Raw genomic sequence first — 24013 nt, 5'->3', positions numbered from 1 at the left:
TTTCTTACCTTAGAATCCTGCCTTTTTGGCGGCAACCTTGTTTTTCCTGTGCGCTGCCTCCATCCTTGCATATGCGAGCCTGTGCGTGCCGCCCTCTATCAGGGTGTTTACTGCGGTTTCGGCCTCATTTATTTCCTCTATGGTCCCTATAAAGCTTACGGTATCACCGTATACACTCAGCTTCGCGGAGCTCACCCCCTCTATATAGCGCTTGGTCTTTCCGCTCTCGCCTATTATCCTAGCCTTCACCTGCTTTATCCGCTTGTCGCTCGATATCAGCTGCGCGAGGTCTATGGAATTGAAGTAGTATTCGTTGTCGTGCAGCTTGCATGCTATGTCGCATTCGAAGCCCCTCCCGAATGCATACACTATGTTTCGCGCGGAGTACTCAGCGAACGCAGCCCCTGTTATCTCTATAATGTCATCGTCCCCGAAGCCTATGCTGCAGCCGCAGAGCTTTTCTATTTTATCCACGAGCTCCTTGTGCCCCCTCAGCTTCCTCGCCCTTTCGCGGGGTATGTTAACGCTCTGCATCCTATCAACCGGCCCAATACCTTATGCTTCTGCGGATATTAATATTTTCCATAATTCCGTCCTGCGAAAAGTACAGGTAGAATTATATTCGGAAAATTATAAAAGCATTTAATAAATGCGCGTTGAATATGTTAAACAAAATGCCTGTAGGGATGGAAAATTCCGCTAATTTTCGTCAGTTCCGCAATTTGGAAAGGTTTAAATACTTTTTCATCCACAATAAAGTCGTGATTCATTCATGATTGTTCCGTGCATGTTTCGTGAATGCATCAAGATTGGATTGGGATTGCATGTCAAATAACCGCTCAAGAAAGGAACTGGACAAGGAGCTTCAGGACATGAAGCGCCAGATAAGCAGGATGTCCGGCAGGAGCGAGGAGTTCAGGGAGGCGCTGCAGGAGAAGGCGAGATCCGAGGAAACCGGCTCGAGCCTCATAACGCTTCTCAAGTACATGATGAACGAGAACAAGAACACGACGATGATACTCAAGGCGATTGCGGATAAGCTTGAGAGGATAGAAGGCAACATTAACACTGAATACTATGAGCAAGACGACCAGGAACCCTACCAACAGGAAAACAAGCTTGTTAAGGTACAGCCGATTTCCGGGTTAGATGCGCAGATAATGCAGGTAATCCAGCTGCATGGCAATGGCATGGTCTGCGCTGACGACATAAAGAAGCAGATGAGCTACAAGGGCAGGAATGCGGCTTCGGCTAGGCTGAATAAGCTTTACAAGCTTGGCCTGTTGGAGAGATACCAGTTGGGGCACAAGGTCTATTACAAATTTGATGCTGGCAAGACGACTAACACGCTAATTGTTTCACCCCCACAGTAAAGTTCGGGCCTGCGCTACGCGCAGGCTCTAATGCTTTTCCTAAAACATTAGCGTTCATATTTGATTTTTATATCTTTACACGCCCATTTATATGATTGAATGGATACAGGTTTGAAGGAACTCAGCGATCTACTGTCCGGCTTGCCGTATTCGTACCGCGTCTCGGATTTCTCAAAGGAGATAAAGGGAAAATACGACTCGTACGAGGGCAAGGAGGTGAACGTGGCGGGGCGCGTGGTTGCCATAAGGAAATCCGGGAAGCTTGTGTTTGCGGATTTGTTGGACAGGACGGGCAGGATACAGATATACTTCGACTATTCGGCCATAGGCGAAAAGGCATTCGGCGAGGCAAAAAGGCTGAATGCGGGCGACATAATAGGGGTAAGGGGCACCGTATTCAAGACCAAGCCGGGGGAGATAAGCGTGAAGTCAATAGAGTATACGCTGCTTTCAAAGGCTATGCGCACGCTTCCGGACAAGTGGCACGGCCTTCAGGACGTTGAGACAAGGTACAGGAAAAGGCACCTTGACCTCATAATGAACGATGAGTCAAGGGACGTATTCGCCAAGAGGAGCAGAGTAATATCGCTCATACGAGGGTTTCTTGACGGGCAGGGCTTCCTTGAATTCGAAACGCCGGTAATACAGCCGCTCTACGGCGGTGCCGATGCCGAGCCGTTCAAGGTGAGGGTGAATACGCTTGACGAGGAGCACTACCTGAGGATATCTGACGAGCTCTACCTGAAAAGGCTCATAATAGGCGGGTTCGACAGGGTCTACGAGATATACAAGGCGTTCAGGAACGAGGACATAGACAGCACGCACAGCCCGGAATTCACGATGATAGAATGGTACCAGGCATACGCAGATTACAACGACATGATGGATCTGTCTGAAAGCCTTCTAAGAGCGATATGCAAGGGCATGACCGGCTCGCATGAAACGGAATACCAGGGCGGCAGGATAGGCTTCGGGGGAAAGTTCAGGCGCATAGGCTACATGAAGAGCATAGAGGAGAAGACTGGCGTTGACATAACCAGAATAGGCGACGACGAGCTATTCAAGCTTGCGGGAAGCCACGGCATAAGGTTCGAAAAGGGGAAGATGACGCGCGTGCATGCGTATGACAAGCTGTTCAGCGCGCTGGTGCAGCCGGGGATAGTGCAGCCTACGTTCGTGATCGATTATCCAAGGGATTCCTCCCCATTGACAAGGCCCAAGCGCGGCGATCCGGGAATGACTGAAAGGTTCGAGCTGTACATAGCAGGCATGGAGATAGCCAACGCCTATTCGGAGCTCAACAACCCGGTAATACAGAGGGAGAATTTCGAGAAGGAGATGAAGAAGGCGGAGCTTGGCGACAGGGATGCCGAGCCGCTTGACATGGACTTCGTGGAGGCCATGGAATACGGGATGCCCCCAACGGGAGGGCTTGGCCTTGGAATAGACAGGCTGGTGATGATATTCGCCGACAAGAGCTCCATAAAGGAGGTTATACTCTTCCCCATGGAAAGGAGGGGGGACTCAAAGCATTAGCTACTTCCTGCTCATTATCTTCCTGAACCGCCTGAAATCCCTTTCCATCTCAGGCATCTTGCTCCTTATCCTTACCGCGGCCGCGGGATGCATGCTCAGCATGTATGTCCTGTTGCCCTTTTTTACGACAGTGCCGTGAATGGAGCCTATTTTTTCCATGCCTAGCACGGTTTTGCACGCAACAGATCCCAGCAGGATTACGAACCTCGGGTTTACGATATCTATCTGCCTGAAAAGGAACCTGCTGCATAATTGTATCTCCTCGTCGCTCGGGATCCTGTTTTCCGGCGGGAAGAACTGCACCACGCTTGCAATGTAGGCGGATTTCCTTTCAATGCCTGCAAGCCCCATCAGCCTGTCAAGGAATTTTCCGCTCGTGCCGATGAAAGGCCTGAGCTGCATGTCCTCGTTTCGCCCCGGGGCCTGGCCTATGAACATTACCTCAGCATCCGGCGGGCCCTCCGCCGGCACGAATCTCCTGCTGAGCAGCCAGCGCCCTGCCGTTCGCGGCAGCTTTCCGTATGCAGCATTGAGCCTCGTTATTTCCCTAGCCTTGTCCATGTAAACAACTATCCCGATGCTATGGCGTAGCCCTCGCATATGAATCCTTCGCTGGATGTACGCTGCATCATTACAAGATTGTATATTTCCGATTCAAAATAGCTGACCGGGCCGATGGAGCCGTAGTTTATCGCGCTGCAGCTTGGCGTGCTCCCTGGAATCGTCTTCCTGAATGCAACGTAGTTCACCATTACCCATTCGCCGCTTATGTTGTACGGTATCGAGAAATAGTTAAGCTCGAACGTGCTGTTTCCCGAATATGCGTCCTGCGCGTTTATCGTGATCCCGTTCCTGAGCAGATATGAGTGCAGCGGCCCCGTAGGCGTGTATCCTGGAATCCTGTATTTTGGCACTGCAGAGTAGGATGCGTTAGCTATGATGTAGGTGGAGTCCGTATCGTTCGCATGTCCGATCAGGAAGATTTCGCCGATGGACGTGGATCCTATTACAGTAACGTTGCCGCTTGAATTCGCCACGCTGCCTATTATCCTGTTGCCAAGCGCCACTGCATTGACCCCTGCATTGCCTGCAAACAGTGCATACGATGCGTGTATGTCGCTGTAATACCCGTAATTCAGGGCAAATGCGGCAATCGCAAAAGCAGCAGCTACCACCGTTGCCGCAGCCAGCCTGCCGGCTGCTATTCCTGGAGCAGCGACTCCGCGCCTAGATTTCTTCGCGCGCCTGGCAAGGCCGAGGCCGTACTTTCCGGAAACAAGCATCATGATTATTATCGCCGCGTAGAATATCAACTGCCCGGCGAATACATGGAAGGTGTTCACCGCGTTATCCAGGCCGTAGAACACCCAGATCAACGCTATAAAGAGCATCCTTGCAAAGTTCAGGAACAGCATCAGCGCGGATCCAGACAAAATCCAGTAGAGCTTGTGCTTCAGGGAGCCGTCGTATAAATATGCGACAGGGATCAGGAACATCACGAATGCTATGAAAGTGCCTATGGGCACGCATGCAGTCGAGATGGTTATGCTGGATCCAAGGGCCGAAGTTATCACGTACCCGGAGCGCAGCACCTGGACCCCGATGCCCTTGATTATCGCGTATACGAGTAGGGCGTTGAGGTTCGCGAACGCGGCGCTCAGGTTTATGACCGGAACCAGCAGCAGCGGGGATGCGAAAACCGAATATGCGATTAGTGGCCAAAGCTTTCTTGCGCCTTTGATTCCGAATACCAGCACCACGAGCGCTAGCATCGGCAGCGGGAAGAGCAGCGCGTCAATTCTGTACGACAGGAATGCGGACGATAGCGCAACCCGCATGGAAGATAGCAGGAGCGCATATGCGACGAATATGAATGCTGCATATGCGGCGTTCTTGGGGCCGAAGGAGAAATCAAGCTCAGCCTTTGAAGAGAATATTATGAACAGCAGGAGCATCAGCATGACTACGATTATGTACGTGCTGGAATCCGTGTCGAGTATGCTCGGATTCGTGGCAAGTATGGAATTGATTGATACCCCCAAGAAAGCCGCGAATATTATCGCGATTCCGAATAGCTTCGCTTTTTTTCCATTCATAATTCAACCGTTGCAAAGTCCTCAGCCGAGATGGGCTTCATCACGTTTCAGTAGTTACTCTTTTCGTCACAGGACCATAAGATTCTAGTTTATTAATTATAATAAGGTTTATAAATATATTACAGGTGCGTGCAATGGCAACAATCCGAAACAGCAAAAAATACAGGTTCGTGGAGCATACAGCGGACGTCGAGTACATAGCCTACGGCGTTTCTGTGGAATCATGCTTCAGGAACGCGCTCCTCGGCATGTTTGACACGATATCGTATACGGATAAGGCTTCGGCCTCAAGGTCAAAGGAGGAGTCCTTCGTGGTGAAGGACAGCGCCAGCAGCATCGAGGACCTGCTCTGGTATTCATTGCAGGACGCGTTGTCCGTAGCTGATTCGAGCGGTATTTTCGCATACAGGGTTTCGAAACTCCGGATAGGCAGGGATGGCGGCTCTTTCTCGATAAGCATGACGATACACGGCAAGAGGAAGAGCAGCGCCGCATCCAAGCTTGACGTCAAGGGGGTATCGCGATACAATCTTGGCATAAAAAGGGCAAAGGGCGGCATAAGCGCCACTGTCGTGCTTGACGTTTGAGCATATCGCTGATTTCGGTTATTTCTGGCCAGTTGCATAAGCTATAAATAGCCAACAAACGTATCTTTTTACTAGGGTCATTATAATGGCAACAAGATCCACAACAAAGAAATCCAGCACAAGTGCGCCTGACAACAGGAGTTGGTTTATAATTGCTTATTTCCTCTCCTTGGTCACAGGTATAGTCGTCCTCTTCTTGAAAGGAGAAGAAGATCAAAGGCTGAAATTACATTCAATGCAGGCAATATTCCTCGGCATACTCATGATAATCGTATCCATAGTCTTCACCGTGATCTCCTTCGGCCTTTTCTTCATAGGCACGCTCGGGACGCTGCTGAACCTGTTCATATGGCTGTACGGGCTTTACGTGGGCTTTGAGGCTTACAACGGCAACGACATTACGATACCGGTCATAACGGACTATGCAAAGCGCTACTCAGGCAAGTCGCAGGCGAAGACGTAGCAGCAAAGGCCAGGGCGATGCGCCGCGAACGCTGCGGCTCATTCATGATGCAGCGCATGCTATTCGTCGAAACCGCCGTCCTCGCAGTCTATCTCATAGCCGCACTTCTTGCACTTCTGCCTGCATGACTTTACGAACTTCATCTCATAGCCGCAGAGCAGACATCTCATAGCATTACCAGCCATTGCCAGGACGCTAGGCAAATCGCGGTATTATATAAAAGCGGCAGTTATTTAACCTTAGCTCAGCCGAGCATTTCCTTCAGGCGCGTATACCAGGGCCTTGCATGCCCTGACGCGTTTGCAGGCATTGCCATGCGGGCCTCGTACATCTTTGCGCATCTCGCAAACTCGCCCCATTGTGAGTGGATTCGCGGGTCCAGGTGCTGGATTCCAAGGTGTATGCCCTTTTTGTCCATTATCGCAGGGATATCCACATATACCGGGTTAAACGCGCTTTCAAGCGGGCTTTTCATCCTCATTATCCTGTTATGGCTGGATTCCAATGTCGTGACCGTGAGATTCCTTGGCACTATGACGTTTATTGCATCGTTGCCGCATAGTTCCCCAACTATTTCGCAGGACTTTTCCGCATAGTAAAAATTATTCATGAATGTCGCAAGTGTCTTTGCATCGCCGGGCGAGAGGACCCTTTGGAGGCGGTACACCTCGCTGTCGAATATAAGGAGGGTGTGGTTTTGCGTCTCTATGACCTTTTCCTTTTCCTCCCTTGTCATTTTTCTTGATATGCTGTCGATTTGCCTCCTTATTTCCTCTGGGGCTTCGGGCACCAGCCATTTCGTGATGTCATCCTCCCTGCGCTTCAGCCCCTCCAGCTGCCTTCTTGATCCGGCGGACATGCTTTCGGTGAGCCTGGCCAATTCATGCAGCTCAGGAAGGGAGCATGAGGGATCCAGGAGCGGGAGCAGCGCCGTCACCTTTTCGGGCTTGGGCATGTTCTTCTGTGCATTTTCGAATGAATAATCGTTGACATGGGTTATCTTTCCCCCTGATCTTATGCAATATACCAGGTAATCCGCCAGGTCCTCGGACCTTGCCGGGCGCAGCAATGCTGTTGCCATTCTATCACATATTTTGTATAGGTTCCAAGATATATATTTGTTCGGTTCATTGGCTGCAGATCGTGTGATAAGCCAGGAGGGGAAGTATCGCTTTTGGTAAAAAGTGTCGAATCCCCCTATGCCGCTCTGCAGGCGGCCGCATAGCCGATCTGCCATCCTGGCCTGATATGATTTACACAGAGACTATTATATATTTTCTTATTTACTTATAGGATAGATGATTGGATGGAGAGGCTGCAAAATATACCAAAGGAGCTTATATCACGCACGATAAACCTTGATTACAGGACGCCGATGTCCAAGGCGGGCCATTACCTGAACAAATATTCCGCCATAGTGATAACAAAGAACAAGGAGTACTACGGGATTGTCGATACGAGGACGAGATACAGGGCTTTGCAGGGGCTCAAGCTGCCAGCGAACGAGAAGGTGGAAAAGTTCAGCATAAAGACTCCGAAGATAACGAACAGCACCTCCATATACGACCTCGTGAACTACTTCTACAAGCTCGGGGTAAAGGCACTGCCTTTCTCGGCAGGGAGCAGGATAATAGGCATATTCGAAAGAAGCACGCTCCTGAAGGTACTCCTTTCGCTCAACATACTCGAAAACATGAAGGTGGGCGAGGCTATGACCACGCCGGTACTTGCGATAGACGCCAATGCAAGCGTGGCCCAGGCCAAGAGCACCATGCGCGAAAGGAAGGTGAACAGGCTGGTTGTCCTGCGCAACGACAAGTTCGTGGGGCTCATAACTAACTACGACATGGCAAACGAGATAGCGAAGGGCTCGGAGCGGCTTCCCCAGTTGAAGACAGATGTTTACAAGCCCTCAAACATATCCATAAGCAGCGTGATGGAGCCTAATGTCAGGTCAATAGAGTACAACAGGCCGCTGTCCGATGCGGTAAGAGACATGATAGAGAACAGCATATCATCGCTGGTCGTTGTGAAGAACAGCAACCCCATAGGCATCCTCACAGTAACGGACGTGATGGAAAACATACTGGTGAAGCAGCGTGTTGCACCCAGCAAGGTCTTCATGTCCGGCTTCGACGCGAACACCTACCAGTACGAGGACGATGCGAGGGAGGAGCTCAGGTCCTTTGTCGACAGCATCGAGAGGCTGAGCGGCATAGACGTGGATTACATAACCTTCAAGGTCAAGAGGAGCAAGAGCAAGCTCTACGAGCTGCAGGTCAGGCTCTCCCTGGGCAGGCACGGGATAATATCAATGCATGTCACGAAATACCTGTTCGATGACGCGCTGAGCGACCTGATCAAGAAGCTTAAGCACAGGATAATAAAGGAAAAGGAGAGCATAATAACCCACAAGAAGGTAAATACGCTAAAGGACACGATGGAATGAACAACAACAGGAGGCGCGGCGACCCAAGGGGGCAGTCCAGCCTTGAGCTGCTTGTCACGCTCTCTTTCGGGCTCATAATACTCCTGCCCATAATCCTTCTCGCATTCATACAGATATCCACGTCGACTTCCACGCTTTCGGCCACGGAGGCGCAGGGAACAGCTGCAAAGCTTGCAACGGCAGCCACATCCGTAGGCTCGCAGGGCTATCCCGCCAAGCAGCTGGTGCTCATACAGGTACCGCCGGACGTGCAGAGCATATACATAGGAAACCAGACCAACGGCGTGGGCCACGAGATAATATTCACGATAAACACAAACGCAGGGATAAGCTACGTCACCGCATATACCCCGGTCAACGTTAGCGGGTACCTGGAGGGGCTTTCCCAGCCCGGGACCTACCTGGTCAACGTCAGCGCCCAGGACTATTGCCCTTCCAACAACGCAGTGCAGTGCGTCTACATGCAATCCGCATGATTCATTTCTATGGCGTCGGGCTTCTTGCCTTTCCAGTGCTTTCCGTATTCTTGAGGTGGGCCGTGGAATTCAGCAGCTCAAGGTGCGGCCTGCCGTATCTTATCTCAACTACCGAGAGCGCGCAGTTCTTCAGCATGTACTTGACGTAGTTGCCCTCTTCCCTCTCGTTGAACAGGTTCAGCATTATAGCCACGCCCGTGGCGCAGTGCGCCATGATCAGTATCGCCTCGCCGCCGTGCCTGGCAAGTATTTCCCGCATAACTGCACGTGCGCGTGCCCTCAGGTCCTGGAACGTCTCGCCACCGGGCGGCCTGAAGCTGTAGTTCCCTTCGAAGCCGTTCCTCCTTATCCATTCCCTGTACTCGCTCCCTGGCCTGCCGTCAAAAACGCCGTAGTCCCTTTCCTCCAGATCCTTCACGTAATTTACTTTTATGCCGGCGCTGTTCTTGTACGGCATTATGCTCTGCCTGCACCTCCTCATGCTCGAGCAGTATGCTACGTCTATCTTGTGCCGCAGCAGCTCCACTGCGAGCTCCTCGCTCTGCAGCTTCCCCGCGTCGGATATTTCCGAATCGTATCTCCTGCCCTGCACAAGGTCTTCCTGGTTCGGCGCAGTGACTGCGTGCCTCGTTATGTAGAGCACGGTAACGCCATCCGTTCTGCCGCGCCTCAATTGCGCATTTGGCAGCTTGCCGTTTTTTGCGGCGCTGCCTTCGTTTCCAGAATTGGCCTTCATTATACAATCACCGAATGGAAAATATTCGCCGGTGCGCAAGGCACCGGCATGGCCTATGCAGGCTCATCCCGACTTTATTGCGGTAAGGTTCGCGTATGTAGCGTAGGATCCGTTGCTCCCTGCAACGGAAACGGAGTAGGTGCGGTTAGCAGCCAGCATTGAGCTGCTGTAGTTGTCGTACACGAATGTGGTGTTCTGGTGCGGAGCAAGCACGAACCCGGAGCTGGAATTCAGCTGCGTGGGCAGCTGCATGCTGCTGTTGGACGGGTTTATCATGAACGTAATGCTGCTGCCGTTTTCTCCCTTGAATGTTACGGTTTTCACAGCTATGGGCACGCTTGCGTTGTTGCTGACTGATACCCCAAGCAGCGTCGTGTTCTCGTGTCCAGAATTGGGCCCCACGTATGCGCTTGCGCCAGTTATGTATATCATTGAATCAGCACCCCCTTCATGCGCCTGCATTCCAGCATTGCTGATTGTAGTGCTGCTTGCTGTTGTGCCCGTTGTTGAGTTTGCAGTCTGCAAAGAGTTCGCATCCGATGCCCTGTAGGGCGCCATAGGCAACAGCTGTGACCTGTAGGCGCCGCTTGCCGCGATATACACGCCCGAAGCGGCTACGGCAAGCATCGCCGCTACTAGCACGTAAGCTATCGTTTTCTTGTCCATCCTATCACCCTTTTCCCTGCTTGTATACTATCCGCGGTTAAATTATTTATAGAGTCTGGTATCTTTAGGTTTAGCTGAGGAGCCCTTCCGGATTGTCGGCATCTATCAGCCTCACGTGATCCGCCGCCATGTACATCTTGAGCTCCTCGGCCTCGAAGGTAGTGGAAACGTAAAGGTTGTTCCTGAACTCCTCCAGCCTGTAATTGTTGAGGAAAACTATGTAGGTCTTCCAGTCGGGGTATATGGGTATGTTCTGGAACTTGCTCGTCTTGGAGTACAGCACTATGTACTTGCGCTCCCCGTGCAGCGTAGCGACTACGTCGCTTTCCTTGCTTATGTCGATGTCCGTGAATATGAACGCGTGCGTGACAAGGAATATCCTCAGCTTCTTGAACGTGGATAGGTACTCTATGTCGTGACCGCTGCCGGTTACCCATTCAACAGGGGCGTACAGCTCGTCGGCGCTCACCAGGTACTTCTTCACTGTGAGCTGCCCTATTATCTGCTCCACGTTGCTGTACGTCAGGCTCACTGGTATGCTGTTGTACTTTATGTAGCTAGCTATTGCCGAGCGCACCTCAGTCTTCGATAATGGCATGTATTTCCACCTGTACGAGGTATTGAGCCTGTCGAAGACGTTGACTATGTCAGTCGCCTTCAGCTGCACCTGCGTCTTCTTTTCCTCGGGAAGGTGCGGGACATCTATGTAGAACTCGTCCCTGTAGGGCGCCTTCACGAATATTATCATCACGAGCATTATCACTACGACCACGACCACCTCGATGTACTGCTGGTTTATCTTGAACGGCAATGGGTTGTAGGAGGTATGGTAGTAGAACGTGCTCCCGGATACGTTCAGCGTGAAGTTGAGGCTGCCCCTGGGAACAGACACGTCCTGCGGCAGCGTGTATGATATGAACCCGTATTTTATGGTTCCCTTCTCGGGATACTGGCCGTTGAGGCTTATGGTGTAGTTGAGGTTGGTAACGGACTGGTTGTTGGACGTCACGGAGAAGTTGAACCTGCCTGTGCTGACGTTGGCTCCGATGAGGTAGAGGTTGAGCGGCGAGACGTTGAAGAATGCGCCTCCGTATTCCTGGCCGTAGAAGCTGTGCAGCTTCATAACGTAGCCCTGCCCGGGCTGCAGCACAAGGCGCTGGTACGGTATTAGAAACGTGAAATTGTCGGTTACGTTGTGTATGAACGCAAGCGGCGTGCTGAATATGAGCGTCATGTTCAAATTGTATATGGAGAGGTGGGGCTGTATGTTCTCCGGCACCTGCGAATGCGTGTGTATGCTGAACGACAGTGGAACAGTCTGGTTTGTTATTATGGACCTGTTTATCCCTATGGTCCCGTTGTCGTAGAACAGCGGCTTAGCGACTATGTACTGGTAGACGCTTGTGGATCTGCCGTAGGAATACGTCGCGTTGGCAGTCAGCACGACCCGCATCGCGCCGTTGCTCTCAACGTTTGCCACGAACGTCGTATTGTAAGGTATCTCCAGATTGTCAAGCACCACGCCTATCCTGCCGGTTGAATTGGGCTTTATTGTGTTCACGGTCCTTGTACCGTATGCGTATTTCGGGAGCCAGAACATATCCTGCACAGCCTTGGCTATGTCGTTGCCCGCTTCCTGCGAGGTCTTCCACGAGGTCGGGGTATTGGGGAACGCGGCTATGGAGCCGTTGTAGACGTTGACATAGGTAAGGTAGCCGCTGTATACGCTCCCGTTGGTGAAGTAGAATGTAGACTTGTTGAAGTAGAAGCCGTTGTTCTTTATCGCGTTGCCGGAATACCTTAGTGTGTACAGGTATCCGGGGATGTGCTGCGCAGGTATTACGACCGAATCGGGCAGCAGCACGCTGGAGAAGGCCTGGCCCACGTAAAGGATGCTCACGTGCCTTTGCATTAGGGTGTCAAGCACGGTGGTGTTGGCGCTAACGGGCGCAAGGAACTGGTACGGGAGCAGGCCGTTTAGGACTATGAGCAGCGAATCGTCCGGGAGCGACCTCACGTTGCTTATGGATATCTCGCTCAGGTTCGCGGGACTCTCTATGACGTTGTATGCCATCAGCTTGTTTATCATCGCGCTCTCTATGGCGCTGGTGTCTCCGCAGTTGAAGCACTGGTCGCTTATGTTCAGTATGAATATGCTGCTCGGCGGCGCATAATAGTAGAGGCTCACGTTTGCGTTTATGTTAGTCACGTTGGTGACGGTATAGTTCACAAGCGCGTATGGCACGTACTGCTTGACCAGGTTGTACGTGAGCAGGTCCTGCTCCTCCAACGAGGCGTTGTTTATTGCCGAGGGGGGCAGCGCGCCCTTGTGCTGCTGCGCACCGTTGCCGTTCAGTATGCTCGAGAAGGATAGCGTGAAGTACAAGATCGCAAGCAGCCCGGCAACGGCTATTACCGCCACTATTATGAAAATGAGCTTCCTGTTGGACTTCTTTTCCCCCTCGCGAGCCTTAGCCTGGTCATTGTATGCCATCATCTCAGCCTATCTACCGCAGATTCAGACGTGGTGCCCTTGTTCTCCTGCCTGAATATCTTCATGAACAGCTTTGTCATGAAGGATTGCTTCCTCTGGTTCTGCCGCTTGAGCACCACGTAGACCTTCACGTTGCTCAGCCTTCGGTTCATCCTTACCTTGTAAATCATACGCCTAACCCTTCAGCTCTATATAGCCTAGAGAGACCATCCTGTTCAGTATCTGCTCCACCCTTGTGGGCGTTACCTTGTAGTTCTTGGCGAACTCCGCTATGTCTATGGCCGAATCGTGCGCGTCCAGCCAGTCCTGCACCATCACCATGAGCGAGCTGTCGGAATACGCCTCCAGCGCCGCAAGCTCCGCCTTCAGATGCCCGTTCTCGTCGTTGAACTGGAGCGCCTGCACTGTGAGGTTCTTGTTTGAAGCCTCGAGCTCTATGTTGAGCCTTTTCACCTCCCTGTATTCGTTGAACAGGGAATCGTAGTTGTTGAAGAGCTTGCTGTAGCTTTGCGTTATGGAGTTGAGCACATCATCTATGGATGAATCCATGTACTGGAAGAGCTCTGTGTCCTCCGCCTTGTACAAATCGGAGACGAGCGACAGCACCCCGAGAAGGGTCTTCAGCACGAATAGCTTCCTTATTTTCGGGCTCGCATCAAGCGCTATGGTGTAATATACAGCAAGCTTGTCGGACCTCATGTCGAATATCATGAACAGGAACGGCCTCTTCTGTATGTCGCGGCTTTCCACGCGGAGCATCCTCAATCCCGTAGTTGACTTGCTTATGGAGAACAGCTGCAGCTTGCCAAGCCTCCTGTACATTTCGTCAAAACTTCCAGAGAGCTTCGCGCTTATCTCAAACCCGTCGGTCTTCGGCTCTATAAATGCGGCTTCTTCATCAGGCAAGCAAACACTCTATGTTTTTGTCCTTATCAAAATCCTCCACTGACTGAATATATGAAGAGTATATTTATATAGCTTTATATGTGCTTTGCGACGTCCATCCTAGTTTTTCCCGCGCCTTTTCCCCTTGCCCGAAGACTTAGGCGCATCCGGCATTTTCACGGCTGGCATGTAGCTGAACTGAGCAAGCAGGAGCAGCCCGATTATTATGAGTATGCCTACGCCTATGGCCCCCAGCCTACCGCCTGCCGAAACCAGCAGCGCAAGGAGGAAGATCACGCCTATCGCGCCGTATATCATCATCTTCCTCTCGTAGCTTTCGCGCCTCTTCCTGTAGCTCAGGAAGCAGTCCTTGCACACAACAAGCCTGTAGTTCTTCTGGCTCTTAGTCACGTTTTTCTTTATCCAGCGGAGTGACTTTATGATGATGTCGTCCCTTACCTCCAGCCCGTCCCTCTCCTTTCCGCAGATTATGCACGCAGGTTTTCCCATAGAATCAGCTGAAGTCAACGGTCGCATAGTATATCCTTCCGGTTTCCGCGCTTATCTTGTTCTCGTCGACCATGCGGAACGCCCTTGATATCGTAACGTCGTCCATGCCCATCCTCCTGAGCACGTTGGACATCTTGTCCCTGCCTATGCCCATCTTTTCCAGCATGTTCGCGAACACTACCACGTTCGTGTGCCTGTGCGCCTTGTCCAGAAGGCTTATCAGATTGCCTATGTCCTTCTCCCTTGCCCCGAGCCCGACGAGCACCTGCCTCAGGTCGGTCCTGCTTATCGTGAAGGTATCCTGCTTACTCAACGCTAACACCTGTGCTCGCTATTATCCTCGTTATCAGCTGGTCGTCTATCCCCAGGCTCTTCAGGAATATCACAGTATTGGATATGCTTATGCCCCCGCTCTTCTTGAGTATCCTCAGGAAGTCGAGGAGCTTCATCGTCCTGTCGTGCATGTCCATAGTGCTGAATATCTGGTTTATTATCTCGAGGCCGACGTTGTACTCTATCAGCCTGTTGCGCAGCTCGTCCCTCTCGAACTGGTAGTCCTTCTGCAGCACGTTTGCTGACATCTCGCTCTGCGTGAGCACGTCCGACAGGTCGAGCGTGTAAACGTATAGGGGCTCCTCGCCGTATATCTTGTCCAGTATGAACACGCTGGGGAACCTTATCGCGCTCTGGAACGCCATGTCGACCGCAGCCTGCCCGACGCCGAACTTCCCTATCTCCAGCCTTATGAAGTCGGAGAAGTTAAGCGATCCCTGTATGTAGTTCATGAACTTCTCGAACTTTATCTTGAGTATGAATGTGGTTCCGACGTTGGAGAATATCGCCTCGTTTATATCAGTAGGGTTCTGCGACGCCACTATGAGCCCGAACTGGAACTTCCTGCCCTCCCTGACTATGAGTATCGCGTCGCTCTTGTCATCGCTTGCGACCTTCCACGCCTCGTCGAGCACCACCAGAGCCTTCAGCCCCTTCGACTCGCTCCAGTTCTCGCTCCTCATTATCTCCTTGAGCGTTTGGAGTATGAAGAGAGCGGCGAATGCCCTGAACCTGTCGTCGGAAAGCCCTGATAGGTCGACCGCGACCAGCCCGGAATGTGAGAGCTTCCCTAGATCGAGCGTGCTCTTCTTGGAGAAATAGTCCTCGCCCTCGCGCGCGAACTGCCTGAGCCTGTACACTGCATTCTCCAGCTCCGCAGGGTACTCGTAGGTTCCCTCCTGCAGCTTCTCCTGCAAAAGGGATATGACGTTGTGCAGCGTAGGGACCTCCTTTTTCTTAGGCGCCGCTTCCGAAAGCGAGAACCCGAAGTTTATGTATGCCTGCTCTATCGCTTCCTCGGTTATGCGCTTCTGCTCAGGATACATGGATATGTCGGTAAGTATCTCCAGCGACGTCATTATCTGCTTGGTCCTGTCGAGCGGCTTCATGGAGGATAGGTCCATTATGTTGAGGTAGTCGCCCTTTCCCAACGACACCACCACGCCGCCGCTCTGCTTCACCCATGCCTTGTACTCCCCAGCAAAGTCTATTATTATCGCATTGGTGCCCCAGATGTAGTTTGCCCTTACCAGGAACGTCTTGACGAAATAGCTCTTCCCTGCGCCTGTTATCCCGACAACAGCTATGTGCGGGTTGGTTATGTTGGAATAGGACCAGGTGAACGGCACCTTGAATATCTTGGTGGTGCCTATGAATATCGAGCTCAACGGGTCGCCCATGAGTATGCCTGCGGGCGGCTCCGGAGGCCTGGATATGAACGACCTCTTCGATATCTCGTTGCTCATTATGTGCTGAAGTTTCACCAGCGTCATATTTCATTACCCTTATTATCTAACATCAAGCCTATAAATACTCAGCTCTGCTGGTCGAAGTGCGCGGATGCCTCGTCGAACGATATAGGCAGCGAGAAGTTGAAGTTGAACAGCGTGTACATCTCCCTTCCCGACACCCTTGACAAATCCACGTCCATGGACCCGAGCGCTATCTGGAGCCCGTCTATCTGCTGCGCGAGGTTGTCTAGTGCAGCTTTCATGCTCACGCCTATCGCGGTTGTCTCAACGTACATTATCGTAGCGATAGGCTTCTCGCCCTGCGATATCCTGTCCATCTTCCTCTGTATGACGTTTATCTTCCTCTGTATGTTGGATATCGTGACGCTGTCTATGTTCTGGTTCTGCAGCGCCCTGGACATCTGGAACTCCTGGTACGACCTCTTGCCCTCCTGCTCGTCCCTCACCTTCTGGACGTCAAGCCCCATCGCTATGACGTGCCACTTGAACGGGAAGCCGAGGTTCATGACGGCGCGCTCCCAGTTTTCCGGCGCGGCCATCATCTTCGCGTCCTCCTCCCTGGGCTCCAGCTCCAGCTTGAACGTGTATGGGAAAAGGTTCGCTGTGACGTATCCTGTTGCGTAGAAGAGGCCGTTTACGTTCTTTATGACTGCGTTCTGCTCCTTTATTATCGTGTATCCCTGCGCCGGTTGGAAGGTTATCCCTAGCAGGCTGAACACCACGGATATGAGCACGTAATCTGCGAAGTTCAGTATGAGTATCATCACCACTCCCGTAAGTATTATGATGAGCGCTATTATCCTTATGAACCCGGTGCCGAAGTAGAACAGCAGCGACAGCGAAGCCATGGATATGGCAAGGCACAGTGCAAGATATACTATCCCTTCCTCGTCCATCTATGACACCTGCTGCTGTATCTTCCTGCTTATCTGCTCCGTTATCGTAGTGAATGGTATCAGGTATTCGGGCTCTATGTACTTGAGCAGCTCGTTACCTACCACTATGCTTGGGGGCACGCCCAGTATGGATGCCATCCCGTTCATCAGGTCCCTGGCCTTCTGCTGGACCATTGTTATCGCCTCGAATTCCTTTGTGCCCTTTGCGGATATTGTCGCGAAAGTGTTCAGCTCGAAGGACGTTCCGTTGGACACGTTGTCAAGCATCTTCCTCCACATGGAGAGCTTTCCCTTCACGTGCTCAAGCTCGTTAGGCGGCGTTTTCTTGTTGCTCGACATCTTTGCCTGCTCGTCCTCTATCTCCACTATGTTCTCCTTCAGCTTCTGTATGTACTCGTCCTTGTTCATGAGGTAGAGCTCTGTTGTGAACCTCACAGGATCCCTGCTTATGCCGACTAGCTTGCTTACCTGGCTTGCGAACATCAGCTTGTCGTCGTCGCTCATCTCGCTCGCAGATACATAAAGAGGTATGTTTATGTAAGCGGTTGCTATGTAGTCGTCGCCCTCCTTCTTCACTATGCAGTCCCCTGTGGTTGATAGCCAGTATGCGGTGTGCTCGTTTATCACCGCATGCCTTTTGCGCTGCCTCACCAGCGGCAGTATCAGGTAGGTGTAGTATCTTGATGCGAATGCCAGCACGTCGAAAAGCACCGAGAGTATCAGAAGGAGGAGCTTAGGCGCGACGAAGTAAATCGTGTTCGGCATCGCTATTGCTAGTCCCAGCATGGCCACCGAAAGCCCCAGGAATCCTATGAATACCAAAATCTTCGGGTTCATTGACTCAGGTTAATATGATTGTAGGCAATTTATTTATTATTGACGCTCCCCCTTTCGTAAGGCAGGTGAACGCCATCGAGCCGCATGCTCCAGGCATATTTGCCCAAAAGCCCCGCGCCGCGGGGATCATGCCCCTCATATGAAGCTCCTCATCCTCCCGGCGGTGAAGGGCGCCCTGCCTATGAAGTTGGCTATCTCCCTTATCGCGGCGTATGTTATCGCTATTATGAGCGGCGGATAGAAGAATATCAGCAGCCAGAAGCCGTTCAGCGAGGATTTCACGTTTGAGAGCTGCTCTGCTAGCGGGCTGGTCGCCGAGGCCGCATTCTGCTCGGTGTTGCCGAGCCTCTGCATCTGCAGCGTTGACAGTCCCATGTCCCTCTGCACCGTAGGGGCTGTGAAGTAGTATGCAACTGCGAACAGGGCAGGCATCACAAGGTAGAACCCGAACGCAAACGCTATCAGTATGCCGCCGAGTGCCCTTGTCGGGAAGAGCGACCTGAACAATACCCCGGGAACGAGGAAAACTGGTATCGCGGCAACTGAGAAGAACACAAGCAGGTAATACTCGGCGTAAAGCGCGGCTATCCCGTCAACCAGGAAGCCGCCTATGGCAACTGCCGGGTCGAGGAAGAATATCGTTATCGGGATCGTGAGAAGGTTCACGAAAAGCTGCGGCGCATAGCCTATGAAGTTGAGCAGCGTCTTCGCAAGGCCGCTCAGGGCCCCACCGATGTTGAGTATCACCTGCGGCGAAGTTGCGAATGAGAGCGAGAAGTAGACGTTGAAAAGCGACGTATACATCTGCTCGGCTGTGCCTATGGTCTTTGTCATGAGGTTGAATGCAGTGGCATACGGGTTTATATCGGCTACGTACAGCCCCGGAAGGAGCCCGAACATGACTGCGGAAAGGTAAAGGAAGGCCACGACGATTATGGCCGTAGCTATCGCCTCGTAGAGCTCGCCGACCCCGAAGTTCCTTATCCTAGTGTTGTTGAGGGCCACCCCGATCATGAATATTATCCCGGCTATGAAGAAGGATATGAGGACCATTGCTATTCCAAGCGGGAGGTACCCGACCCATTGCGAGTATATCTGCTGGTTTATCGGGCAGTACCATGGCTCGTTGGTGCTTATCTGAGAGGCTATGCTTCCGAGCACAAGGCCGCAGCCCGTTGTAGTTGTACCCTGCGCGCTGACTATCCTCGGCAGACTTGCGAGAAGCGCTACGACTAAGATTGCGGCAACCGCAAGGGCCAGTATTTTGGTTTTCATGCTTGCACCGTTTTTCATAACAGGTTGGAGAACAGCTGGCCGAAGCTCATGGGCTCCCCTACAGCTTTTGAAAAGTCGATTATGAACGCATCGACTATGACTATGTTGAGCAATGGCACTATTGTAAGCCCTGCTATTATGTAGCCTATGTCAGTGAACAGAGTCCCAACCGCGGCTGGTATCGCGCTGAACCCTGTGGACCATACGCCGAAAATTGTCGTCCATATCGCGGTCCATGTGCTGCTCAATGCGCATGACGCAGTCTGCATGCACACCAGGTTAGCCGCGACATCGACATAGCCGTAAGTGAGGCTTACCAATAGAGGGTATATTATGCCAAGGCCGAGCCCGAACGCTATCATCGCGCCGCCGAAGCTCCTCAGGAAACCGAGCGTCCTCGCTATCAGCCCTATTGTCAGGAAGAACGACAGGAAGAGCAGCGACCCGGCTATGAGCATGAGCTGGAGCTGGTTGAATATGAGCATGAACAGTATAGTTGCGTAAAGTATCCCGAGCAGCGATGTGGTTCCTGTCGGGAACAGCCCGGCCGCGGTTATCTCTATGTTTATGCTGGGGCTCGCTGGTATTGGCGCTATCTGGAACTCTGGGCCTATGCCAGAGATTATGGCAGGGAGGTAGGAGGCATAGAATGCATACTCCGAAAACGCGAAGGATGCGCTGTTGAAAAGGCTAACATCGCATGCCGCGAGCTGGTACAGATCCGGCGCTGATGTGCATGTCGATGGAACAAGGTTGAGCTTGCCGTAAACTGTCTGCGGGTTGAGGAAGAATATGTACGTTATGGATCCGAATGCCAGTATCAAAACTGCTGAGAATAGCGCCTCGTATATCTGGAACCTCGACCAGACCCTTGCCCTTTCGCTCTGTATTATGCCTGAAAGCATGTAGACCATTGCGGAAACCATTATGACCGCAAGGACGGCGATCATCGACGTCACTACCCATTTCGACGGGCTTATCGGCAGGGTTGCAAGTGCGATTGATTGCAGATGCATTGCATACAGTGTCACTTGCATTGTATCACCATTATTTCACTATCCTACTTATTATATTCTGCGCAGATACGCTCGGCGCGCCGAGAATCCTTCCGGTCATTTCAGTGAATTCGAACGCCAGTATCAGCGATATTATTATCGCGAATATCGTGAAGGATGCGGGCTCTATCACGTAGAATATGTATCCGTTTATGAGCCCGAAGCTGCCTCCGGCGCTCGTGCCGATGAAATTGGTCGCTGCGCTCGCCAGCGTACTCAGTATGCTGGAGACCGTAGAGCTGCCGCCTCCAGCTGCTCCCGCTGCTATCCCGACTATGAATGCGTTGAAAGCCGTGGGGTTTGAGTTTATCGTTGTTGTCTGCAATGCTGTGACGTATCCCGAGAGCAGGAGGTGGAGCGCAAGCGGGAAAACTATGTAGAAGCCTACGAACAGCCCGAGGAAGGCGCCGCCTGCCGCTCTGGTCCATGGCAGCGTCCTGAGGACTATTCCAGCATACAGGAACACGGGGAACAGGCCGTAGACAAAGCCTATGAAAACCAGCACTGCAAGTATAGTTATGACGAAACCTCCGGTTATGGTGCTCAGCGTGCCCAGCACCGAGTCAAGCAGCGTGTATCCCTTCAGCGGGCTGAATGCAACGCCGAAGAACGACGGCTCTATCGTAATCTTGAGGCTTATCGCGGTATTAAGTATCAGCCTTGCGACGTTGATGAGGAGCATGGGCCCTATGATGAGCCCTATGGAGGTTGGCGCAAGGTAGGTGCAGTCCTCCACGTATATGTTGCGGCCGAAGTTCGTGCCGGCAACATGCAGGAACGTGGTGGAGCTGGTTGATGCAGCGGCAAGGTTCCACGAACCGAGGAACAGGAATACTACCAACCCGGTAACCAGCAGCTCGCCGAACTCCACGTTTGCCATCCTCTTCAGGAAATCCAGCCCGAAGACGTAGCTTACCATGTACATTATGGCTATGATCAACAGCATCGTGAGCATTATGAGCGCCGAGAGCTTGATGAGCGCGGCTTCGCCGCTGCCCTGGCCGGAGAGTATGCTGCTGTACGGTATCACGCCTCCGGAGCCCACGGCACCAGTTCCCCCGCAGAATGACTGGAAGAGCGAGCTGGTCTGCTGCGCCCCTGCGACGGAGAGCATTGCAGTAGCTGCCAGGAGCGCGAGAAGGAAAATTTTTAGGCATCTTGCATTCATCGGTTCATCTCATAATATCCTTGCCAGCCCTGCTAGGCTCGTGTCGCCCCCGAGCAGTTCGGAGATCCCCTGTATCGATGTTATCGTGAGTATTATGTTTATCAACGGCAGCAGATAAGACGTTATCCCTATTATGCCGTATGCATCAAGCATTGAAAACAGCGTATTGAGCGCGGCCTGCGGCGCGCAATATGCATCTATGGGGAACTGCGAGTTGGGGCTTCCAAGGGCGAAGGAGGTTATGTAGTTTATCGCGGAGAGTATGCTTGAGAATGGTATCATAAGCCCGGCTATGTCCGCGCTCTCGGCGCTGACGAGGTTCATGGGCGTTCCTTTCGGGAGGCCGAGAACGCTGGTGCTGAATATGTTGCCGGTTACAAGGCCGGTCGTGGTAAGAAGTCCCTGCGACGCAGGCCAGCAGCCGTTGGCGAACGTTATAGCCTTTATGTTAGGCTCCACGAAGAAATTGATCACGTAGTTGCCGGTTGCTGGGGTACCGACCTTGGGCCACGGCGGCGCAGGGGTTGCCGGAAGCGCAGTTATAGCGTTGAAACCGTACGTGGTGTTGAGCCCTCCAGGCTGGCCCGATGTCTGGGCCACGGATATCCCGTTCCCCAACGTCATGTACTCTATTGAGAATACCGCGGGATATATGAACATAGCGGCTATAGCCACAGCTATAAGCATGCCGCCGAGGCGCCTTGTGAAAATGGTGCTGCGTAGGACTATCCCCCCGAAAAGCAGCCACGGCCACGTATACAGGAATATGGTGATGAAGAGCAGTTGCACTATGAACGAGTCCATTGAAAGGTTGAGCAGCGACCCGAGAAGGCTCATGTTGCTAACGATGAGGCTGTACCCGGCGTAAGGCGTGAACTGCACCCTGAGGAAGAAGAGCGCCGAATCCCCAGGTATGGGCACCTGGCACGCCTCTGCTACCGGCGGCTTGTCTATGCAAAGCGCGATCGTTGGGCTTAGGTGCGAGAGGAACCCGAGCCAGGCGTCTATCGTGAAGCTGTAGTTCAGGTTTGCCGCTGTCTGGTTTGTCATGTTGGCAAGAATGACAGTAACCGCGGATATCGGATACTCCAGCTTCTCCGTAAGCGTGGATCCGCCCTGCACGTTTACAAGGTCGCATATGCCGGTAAACTGCTGCCCGGAGCTTGACTGCGCCCCTGCAAGCAGCGAGTCCTTGCCTTTCCCTATTATGTCAAGCTGCGACGTGGATTTTATGTTGTTGCAAAGGGTGCTTATCGCTGTGGGGCTCATCAGCTTGCTTGCGCTGTAAACGGAGTAGAACGCGGATGAGATTACCCCGAGCGAGCCTATGACTATCGCTATGAGTATTACAGTTCCTATGAACTGGTAGTACTCGCTTAATGCCGCGCCCTTGATCCTGCTGTTGTTCAGCATGGAGCCGATAAGGTACCATACAGCCACTATGAGCGCATCAACCATCAGGGCGGTGACAGCAAGGGGGAGTAGCTGCGATTCAGCAGTGGGGATGCTGGCAAGGAGCATCACCCGGGCGATAAGAGCTAGCGGAAACATCATACACTACCCCAGAATGATCCTGCGCCCTCTATTCCCGCGTTGAGCGCGTTGGCAAGGCCCATCGCGAAGCCGAGGGTTACCGAAAGGTCCATTACGAAAAGTATTACCCCTGCAAATATGAACTGCGCAGTCTGGTTCACCAGGAGCTGCGCCTGCGTTACTATCGTCCACGGCGATATCACCAGCCCGTTCTGGAAGGAGCTGCTCACAAGCGGATTGAGCACGCCGCCGTTGAAAAGCGCGTTGTAAATGGTGCCGAAGAACCCGGTATATGCGGTTGATGCGCTCTGGAAGAACGTGCTTATTGGTATTGCAGGCACTACGTAAGTCGAGTGTATGTACTGGAACGACGGATTCGATGCGGAGAATATCCACGCTATGACGTAGCCGTTGAACGATACCATAAGCGGGTACACAATGTACCCCGCTATGGCTATAGCTAGCACGGTATTGGAAGCGTACTTGAGATGCGTCCCGAGGAATGAAACTGAGCGCATGCCTATTGCCACAGGGAGAACGACGGAGAACGCAGTGTATTGGAGAACCGGCAGCGCGAGGAATTGCACGAACAAGAGCCCGACAACCACAGTTACCAGCGGCGCCATTATGTTCAGGTAAAGGGAACTGAGTATGCTGAACAGCACGCCTACCTGTATAACAGCGCCAATGAACACGCTCACAACGGAGGTGAGCCCTATGGAAGTGTACAATATCTTCAGTATCTTTGATGTCTTTACGTTGAGGAATGAGCCCAGGTCCTGGAGCACGTGGGCCTCTATGGAATACGACACGGATGTCGAGTATATGTTGGTCAGCAGGTTCAGCCCGGTGTTTGTGCTGAGGTTGCCGGTATAGTATTCGGCGTAGCCGAACGGGCTCAGTGCCTGGCCCGTGAGCGAGCTGCTTATGCTTGCGGATATGCTGCATGCGGTTGTCGCGACACCGGAAAGCACTATTATGATTATTATGCTTATGAACGCCTGGGTAAGCTCGGATTTCGAGGCCTCGCGGAGCTTGGCCCTGGTGAGCGAGGGGAATATGGTGCTGAGGGCGTACAGCGCCGCAACTATCAGGAAGGTTATTAGCACGACCATTATGTTGATGCCAGCCCAGCTTTGGGTACCGTACAATATGCAGGTGTTTACCATGTTT

General features: G+C 52.4%; 25 protein-coding genes. 6 read left to right on the top strand and 19 right to left on the bottom strand.

All coding sequences use genetic code 11. The features are described 5' to 3' along the window. Nucleotides 1-9: 9 nt before the first annotated feature. Complete coding sequence (locus KGI06_02555) at nt 10-534, bottom strand: hypothetical protein (GenBank protein MDE1871099.1); 525 nt, start codon at nt 532-534, stop codon at nt 10-12. A 290-nt stretch (nt 535-824) separates the two neighbouring features. Here KGI06_02555 and KGI06_02550 point away from each other — a divergent pair, with 290 nt between their 5' ends. Continuing rightward, nucleotides 825-1373, top strand: a complete 549-nt coding sequence (locus tag KGI06_02550; GenBank protein MDE1871098.1) for a hypothetical protein — start codon at nt 825-827, stop codon at nt 1371-1373. A gap of 99 nt (nt 1374-1472) precedes the next feature. Beyond that, complete coding sequence (gene lysS / locus KGI06_02545) at nt 1473-2909, top strand: lysine--tRNA ligase (GenBank protein ID MDE1871097.1); 1437 nt, start codon at nt 1473-1475, stop codon at nt 2907-2909. Here the strand turns inward: lysS and KGI06_02540 are convergent, their stop codons facing one another. Both KGI06_02540 and KGI06_02535 read right to left on the bottom strand, forming a co-directional pair. Then, nucleotides 2910-3470 (bottom strand): uracil-DNA glycosylase, encoded by a 561-nt coding sequence (locus KGI06_02540; GenBank protein MDE1871096.1) that lies wholly within the window; start codon nt 3468-3470, stop codon nt 2910-2912. It abuts the gene before it with no gap. An 8-nt stretch (nt 3471-3478) separates the two neighbouring features. Beyond that, a complete protein-coding gene (locus KGI06_02535) occupies nt 3479-5005 on the bottom strand; it encodes an exosortase/archaeosortase family protein (protein MDE1871095.1) in 1527 nt (508 codons plus the stop codon). A 134-nt stretch (nt 5006-5139) separates the two neighbouring features. Here KGI06_02535 and KGI06_02530 point away from each other — a divergent pair, with 134 nt between their 5' ends. Both KGI06_02530 and KGI06_02525 read left to right on the top strand, forming a co-directional pair. Further along, on the top strand, nt 5140-5592 hold the full coding sequence (locus KGI06_02530; protein ID MDE1871094.1) for an archease: 453 nt from the start codon (nt 5140-5142) through the stop codon (nt 5590-5592). Between the two features lie 85 nt (nt 5593-5677). Beyond that, the gene (locus KGI06_02525; protein ID MDE1871093.1) at nt 5678-6055 is read left to right on the top strand and encodes a DUF4870 domain-containing protein; all 378 of its coding nucleotides are present in this window, start codon (nt 5678-5680) and stop codon (nt 6053-6055) included. Between the two features lie 244 nt (nt 6056-6299). On the opposite strand, the gene KGI06_02520 is transcribed toward KGI06_02525, so the two are convergent. After that, nucleotides 6300-7136: a hypothetical protein gene (locus tag KGI06_02520; protein ID MDE1871092.1), complete on the bottom strand. Its 837-nt coding sequence runs from the start codon at nt 7134-7136 to the stop codon at nt 6300-6302. A gap of 225 nt (nt 7137-7361) precedes the next feature. Between KGI06_02520 and KGI06_02515 the strand changes: the two genes are divergently transcribed. Then, nucleotides 7362-8504 (top strand): CBS domain-containing protein, encoded by a 1143-nt coding sequence (locus KGI06_02515; GenBank protein ID MDE1871091.1) that lies wholly within the window; start codon nt 7362-7364, stop codon nt 8502-8504. Beyond that, nucleotides 8501-8980, top strand: a complete 480-nt coding sequence (locus KGI06_02510; GenBank protein ID MDE1871090.1) for a hypothetical protein — start codon at nt 8501-8503, stop codon at nt 8978-8980. The genes KGI06_02515 and KGI06_02510 overlap by 4 nt, the downstream gene beginning before the upstream one ends. A gap of 7 nt (nt 8981-8987) precedes the next feature. Here KGI06_02510 and KGI06_02505 read toward each other — a convergent pair whose 3' ends face one another. The 15 genes from KGI06_02505 to KGI06_02435 all read right to left on the bottom strand — a co-directional run bounded on the left by KGI06_02505 (nt 8988) and on the right by KGI06_02435 (nt 24009). After that, complete coding sequence (locus tag KGI06_02505; GenBank protein MDE1871089.1) at nt 8988-9716, bottom strand: histidine phosphatase family protein; 729 nt, start codon at nt 9714-9716, stop codon at nt 8988-8990. A 63-nt stretch (nt 9717-9779) separates the two neighbouring features. Then, complete coding sequence (locus KGI06_02500; protein MDE1871088.1) at nt 9780-10382, bottom strand: hypothetical protein; 603 nt, start codon at nt 10380-10382, stop codon at nt 9780-9782. A gap of 70 nt (nt 10383-10452) precedes the next feature. Then, nucleotides 10453-12876 (bottom strand): hypothetical protein, encoded by a 2424-nt coding sequence (locus KGI06_02495; GenBank protein ID MDE1871087.1) that lies wholly within the window; start codon nt 12874-12876, stop codon nt 10453-10455. Continuing rightward, a complete protein-coding gene (locus KGI06_02490) occupies nt 12876-13046 on the bottom strand; it encodes a hypothetical protein (GenBank protein ID MDE1871086.1) in 171 nt (56 codons plus the stop codon). Before KGI06_02490 ends, KGI06_02495 begins: the two co-directional genes overlap by 1 nt. 4 nt (nt 13047-13050) lie before the next feature. Next, complete coding sequence (locus tag KGI06_02485) at nt 13051-13782, bottom strand: hypothetical protein (GenBank protein ID MDE1871085.1); 732 nt, start codon at nt 13780-13782, stop codon at nt 13051-13053. Nucleotides 13783-13881: 99 nt separating this feature from the next. Beyond that, nucleotides 13882-14271 carry a hypothetical protein gene (locus KGI06_02480; GenBank protein ID MDE1871084.1) on the bottom strand — a complete coding sequence of 130 codons (390 nt, stop codon included), beginning with the start codon at nt 14269-14271 and terminating at the stop codon, nt 13882-13884. Between the two features lie 4 nt (nt 14272-14275). After that, nucleotides 14276-14584 (bottom strand): hypothetical protein, encoded by a 309-nt coding sequence (locus KGI06_02475; GenBank protein MDE1871083.1) that lies wholly within the window; start codon nt 14582-14584, stop codon nt 14276-14278. Then, nucleotides 14577-16097 (bottom strand): ATP-binding protein, encoded by a 1521-nt coding sequence (locus KGI06_02470; protein ID MDE1871082.1) that lies wholly within the window; start codon nt 16095-16097, stop codon nt 14577-14579. The genes KGI06_02475 and KGI06_02470 overlap by 8 nt, the downstream gene beginning before the upstream one ends. A 41-nt stretch (nt 16098-16138) precedes the next feature. Then, nucleotides 16139-16972, bottom strand: coding sequence for a hypothetical protein (locus KGI06_02465; GenBank protein ID MDE1871081.1), 834 nt, complete (start codon nt 16970-16972; stop codon nt 16139-16141). Further along, nucleotides 16973-17809, bottom strand: coding sequence for a hypothetical protein (locus tag KGI06_02460; protein MDE1871080.1), 837 nt, complete (start codon nt 17807-17809; stop codon nt 16973-16975). 135 nt (nt 17810-17944) lie between these two features. Then, on the bottom strand, nt 17945-19084 hold the full coding sequence (locus tag KGI06_02455; GenBank protein MDE1871079.1) for a hypothetical protein: 1140 nt from the start codon (nt 19082-19084) through the stop codon (nt 17945-17947). Nucleotides 19085-19098: 14 nt separating this feature from the next. Next, entirely contained in the window at nt 19099-20121 is a 1023-nt protein-coding gene (locus tag KGI06_02450) for a hypothetical protein (GenBank protein MDE1871078.1), read from the bottom strand. Nucleotides 20122-20131: 10 nt separating this feature from the next. Beyond that, on the bottom strand, nt 20132-21307 hold the full coding sequence (locus KGI06_02445) for a hypothetical protein (protein MDE1871077.1): 1176 nt from the start codon (nt 21305-21307) through the stop codon (nt 20132-20134). A gap of 9 nt (nt 21308-21316) precedes the next feature. Beyond that, the gene (locus tag KGI06_02440; protein MDE1871076.1) at nt 21317-22861 is read right to left on the bottom strand and encodes a hypothetical protein; all 1545 of its coding nucleotides are present in this window, start codon (nt 22859-22861) and stop codon (nt 21317-21319) included. Further along, nucleotides 22858-24009 (bottom strand): hypothetical protein, encoded by a 1152-nt coding sequence (locus KGI06_02435; GenBank protein MDE1871075.1) that lies wholly within the window; start codon nt 24007-24009, stop codon nt 22858-22860. Before KGI06_02435 ends, KGI06_02440 begins: the two co-directional genes overlap by 4 nt. Nucleotides 24010-24013 lie beyond the last annotated feature (4 nt).

The organism is Candidatus Micrarchaeota archaeon, assembly GCA_028866575.1.
Lineage (GTDB): Archaea > Micrarchaeota > Micrarchaeia > Micrarchaeales > Micrarchaeaceae > UBA12276.
The sequence above is the reverse complement of the archived record's forward strand: the minus strand, read 5'-3'. Positions and strand labels throughout refer to the sequence as shown.

Bases quoted from the DNA above. Each gene is read 5' to 3' on its own strand.
- KGI06_02455 (MDE1871079.1), bottom strand. From the start codon at position 19,084: ATGAAAACCAAAATACTGGCCCTTGCGGTTGCCGCAATCTTAGTCGTA.
- KGI06_02490 (MDE1871086.1), bottom strand. From the start codon at position 13,046: ATGATTTACAAGGTAAGGATGAACCGAAGGCTGAGCAACGTGAAGGTC.
- KGI06_02435 (MDE1871075.1), bottom strand. From the start codon at position 24,009: ATGGTAAACACCTGCATATTGTACGGTACCCAAAGCTGGGCTGGCATC.
- KGI06_02495 (MDE1871087.1), bottom strand. From the start codon at position 12,876: ATGGCATACAATGACCAGGCTAAGGCTCGCGAGGGGGAAAAGAAGTCC.
- KGI06_02530 (MDE1871094.1), top strand. From the start codon at position 5,140: ATGGCAACAATCCGAAACAGCAAAAAATACAGGTTCGTGGAGCATACA.
- KGI06_02460 (MDE1871080.1), bottom strand. From the start codon at position 17,809: ATGAACCCGAAGATTTTGGTATTCATAGGATTCCTGGGGCTTTCGGTG.
- KGI06_02555 (MDE1871099.1), bottom strand. From the start codon at position 534: ATGCAGAGCGTTAACATACCCCGCGAAAGGGCGAGGAAGCTGAGGGGG.
- KGI06_02505 (MDE1871089.1), bottom strand. From the start codon at position 9,716: ATGAAGGCCAATTCTGGAAACGAAGGCAGCGCCGCAAAAAACGGCAAG.
- KGI06_02445 (MDE1871077.1), bottom strand. From the start codon at position 21,307: ATGAATGCAAGATGCCTAAAAATTTTCCTTCTCGCGCTCCTGGCAGCT.
- KGI06_02515 (MDE1871091.1), top strand. From the start codon at position 7,362: ATGGAGAGGCTGCAAAATATACCAAAGGAGCTTATATCACGCACGATA.
- KGI06_02540 (MDE1871096.1), bottom strand. From the start codon at position 3,470: ATGGACAAGGCTAGGGAAATAACGAGGCTCAATGCTGCATACGGAAAG.
- KGI06_02510 (MDE1871090.1), top strand. From the start codon at position 8,501: ATGAACAACAACAGGAGGCGCGGCGACCCAAGGGGGCAGTCCAGCCTT.
- KGI06_02440 (MDE1871076.1), bottom strand. From the start codon at position 22,861: ATGATGTTTCCGCTAGCTCTTATCGCCCGGGTGATGCTCCTTGCCAGC.
- KGI06_02470 (MDE1871082.1), bottom strand. From the start codon at position 16,097: ATGACGCTGGTGAAACTTCAGCACATAATGAGCAACGAGATATCGAAG.
- KGI06_02525 (MDE1871093.1), top strand. From the start codon at position 5,678: ATGGCAACAAGATCCACAACAAAGAAATCCAGCACAAGTGCGCCTGAC.
- KGI06_02520 (MDE1871092.1), bottom strand. From the start codon at position 7,136: ATGGCAACAGCATTGCTGCGCCCGGCAAGGTCCGAGGACCTGGCGGAT.
- KGI06_02550 (MDE1871098.1), top strand. From the start codon at position 825: ATGTCAAATAACCGCTCAAGAAAGGAACTGGACAAGGAGCTTCAGGAC.
- KGI06_02535 (MDE1871095.1), bottom strand. From the start codon at position 5,005: ATGAATGGAAAAAAAGCGAAGCTATTCGGAATCGCGATAATATTCGCG.
- KGI06_02500 (MDE1871088.1), bottom strand. From the start codon at position 10,382: ATGGACAAGAAAACGATAGCTTACGTGCTAGTAGCGGCGATGCTTGCC.
- KGI06_02450 (MDE1871078.1), bottom strand. From the start codon at position 20,121: ATGCAAGTGACACTGTATGCAATGCATCTGCAATCAATCGCACTTGCA.
- KGI06_02480 (MDE1871084.1), bottom strand. From the start codon at position 14,271: ATGGGAAAACCTGCGTGCATAATCTGCGGAAAGGAGAGGGACGGGCTG.
- KGI06_02465 (MDE1871081.1), bottom strand. From the start codon at position 16,972: ATGGACGAGGAAGGGATAGTATATCTTGCACTGTGCCTTGCCATATCC.
- lysS (MDE1871097.1), top strand. From the start codon at position 1,473: ATGGATACAGGTTTGAAGGAACTCAGCGATCTACTGTCCGGCTTGCCG.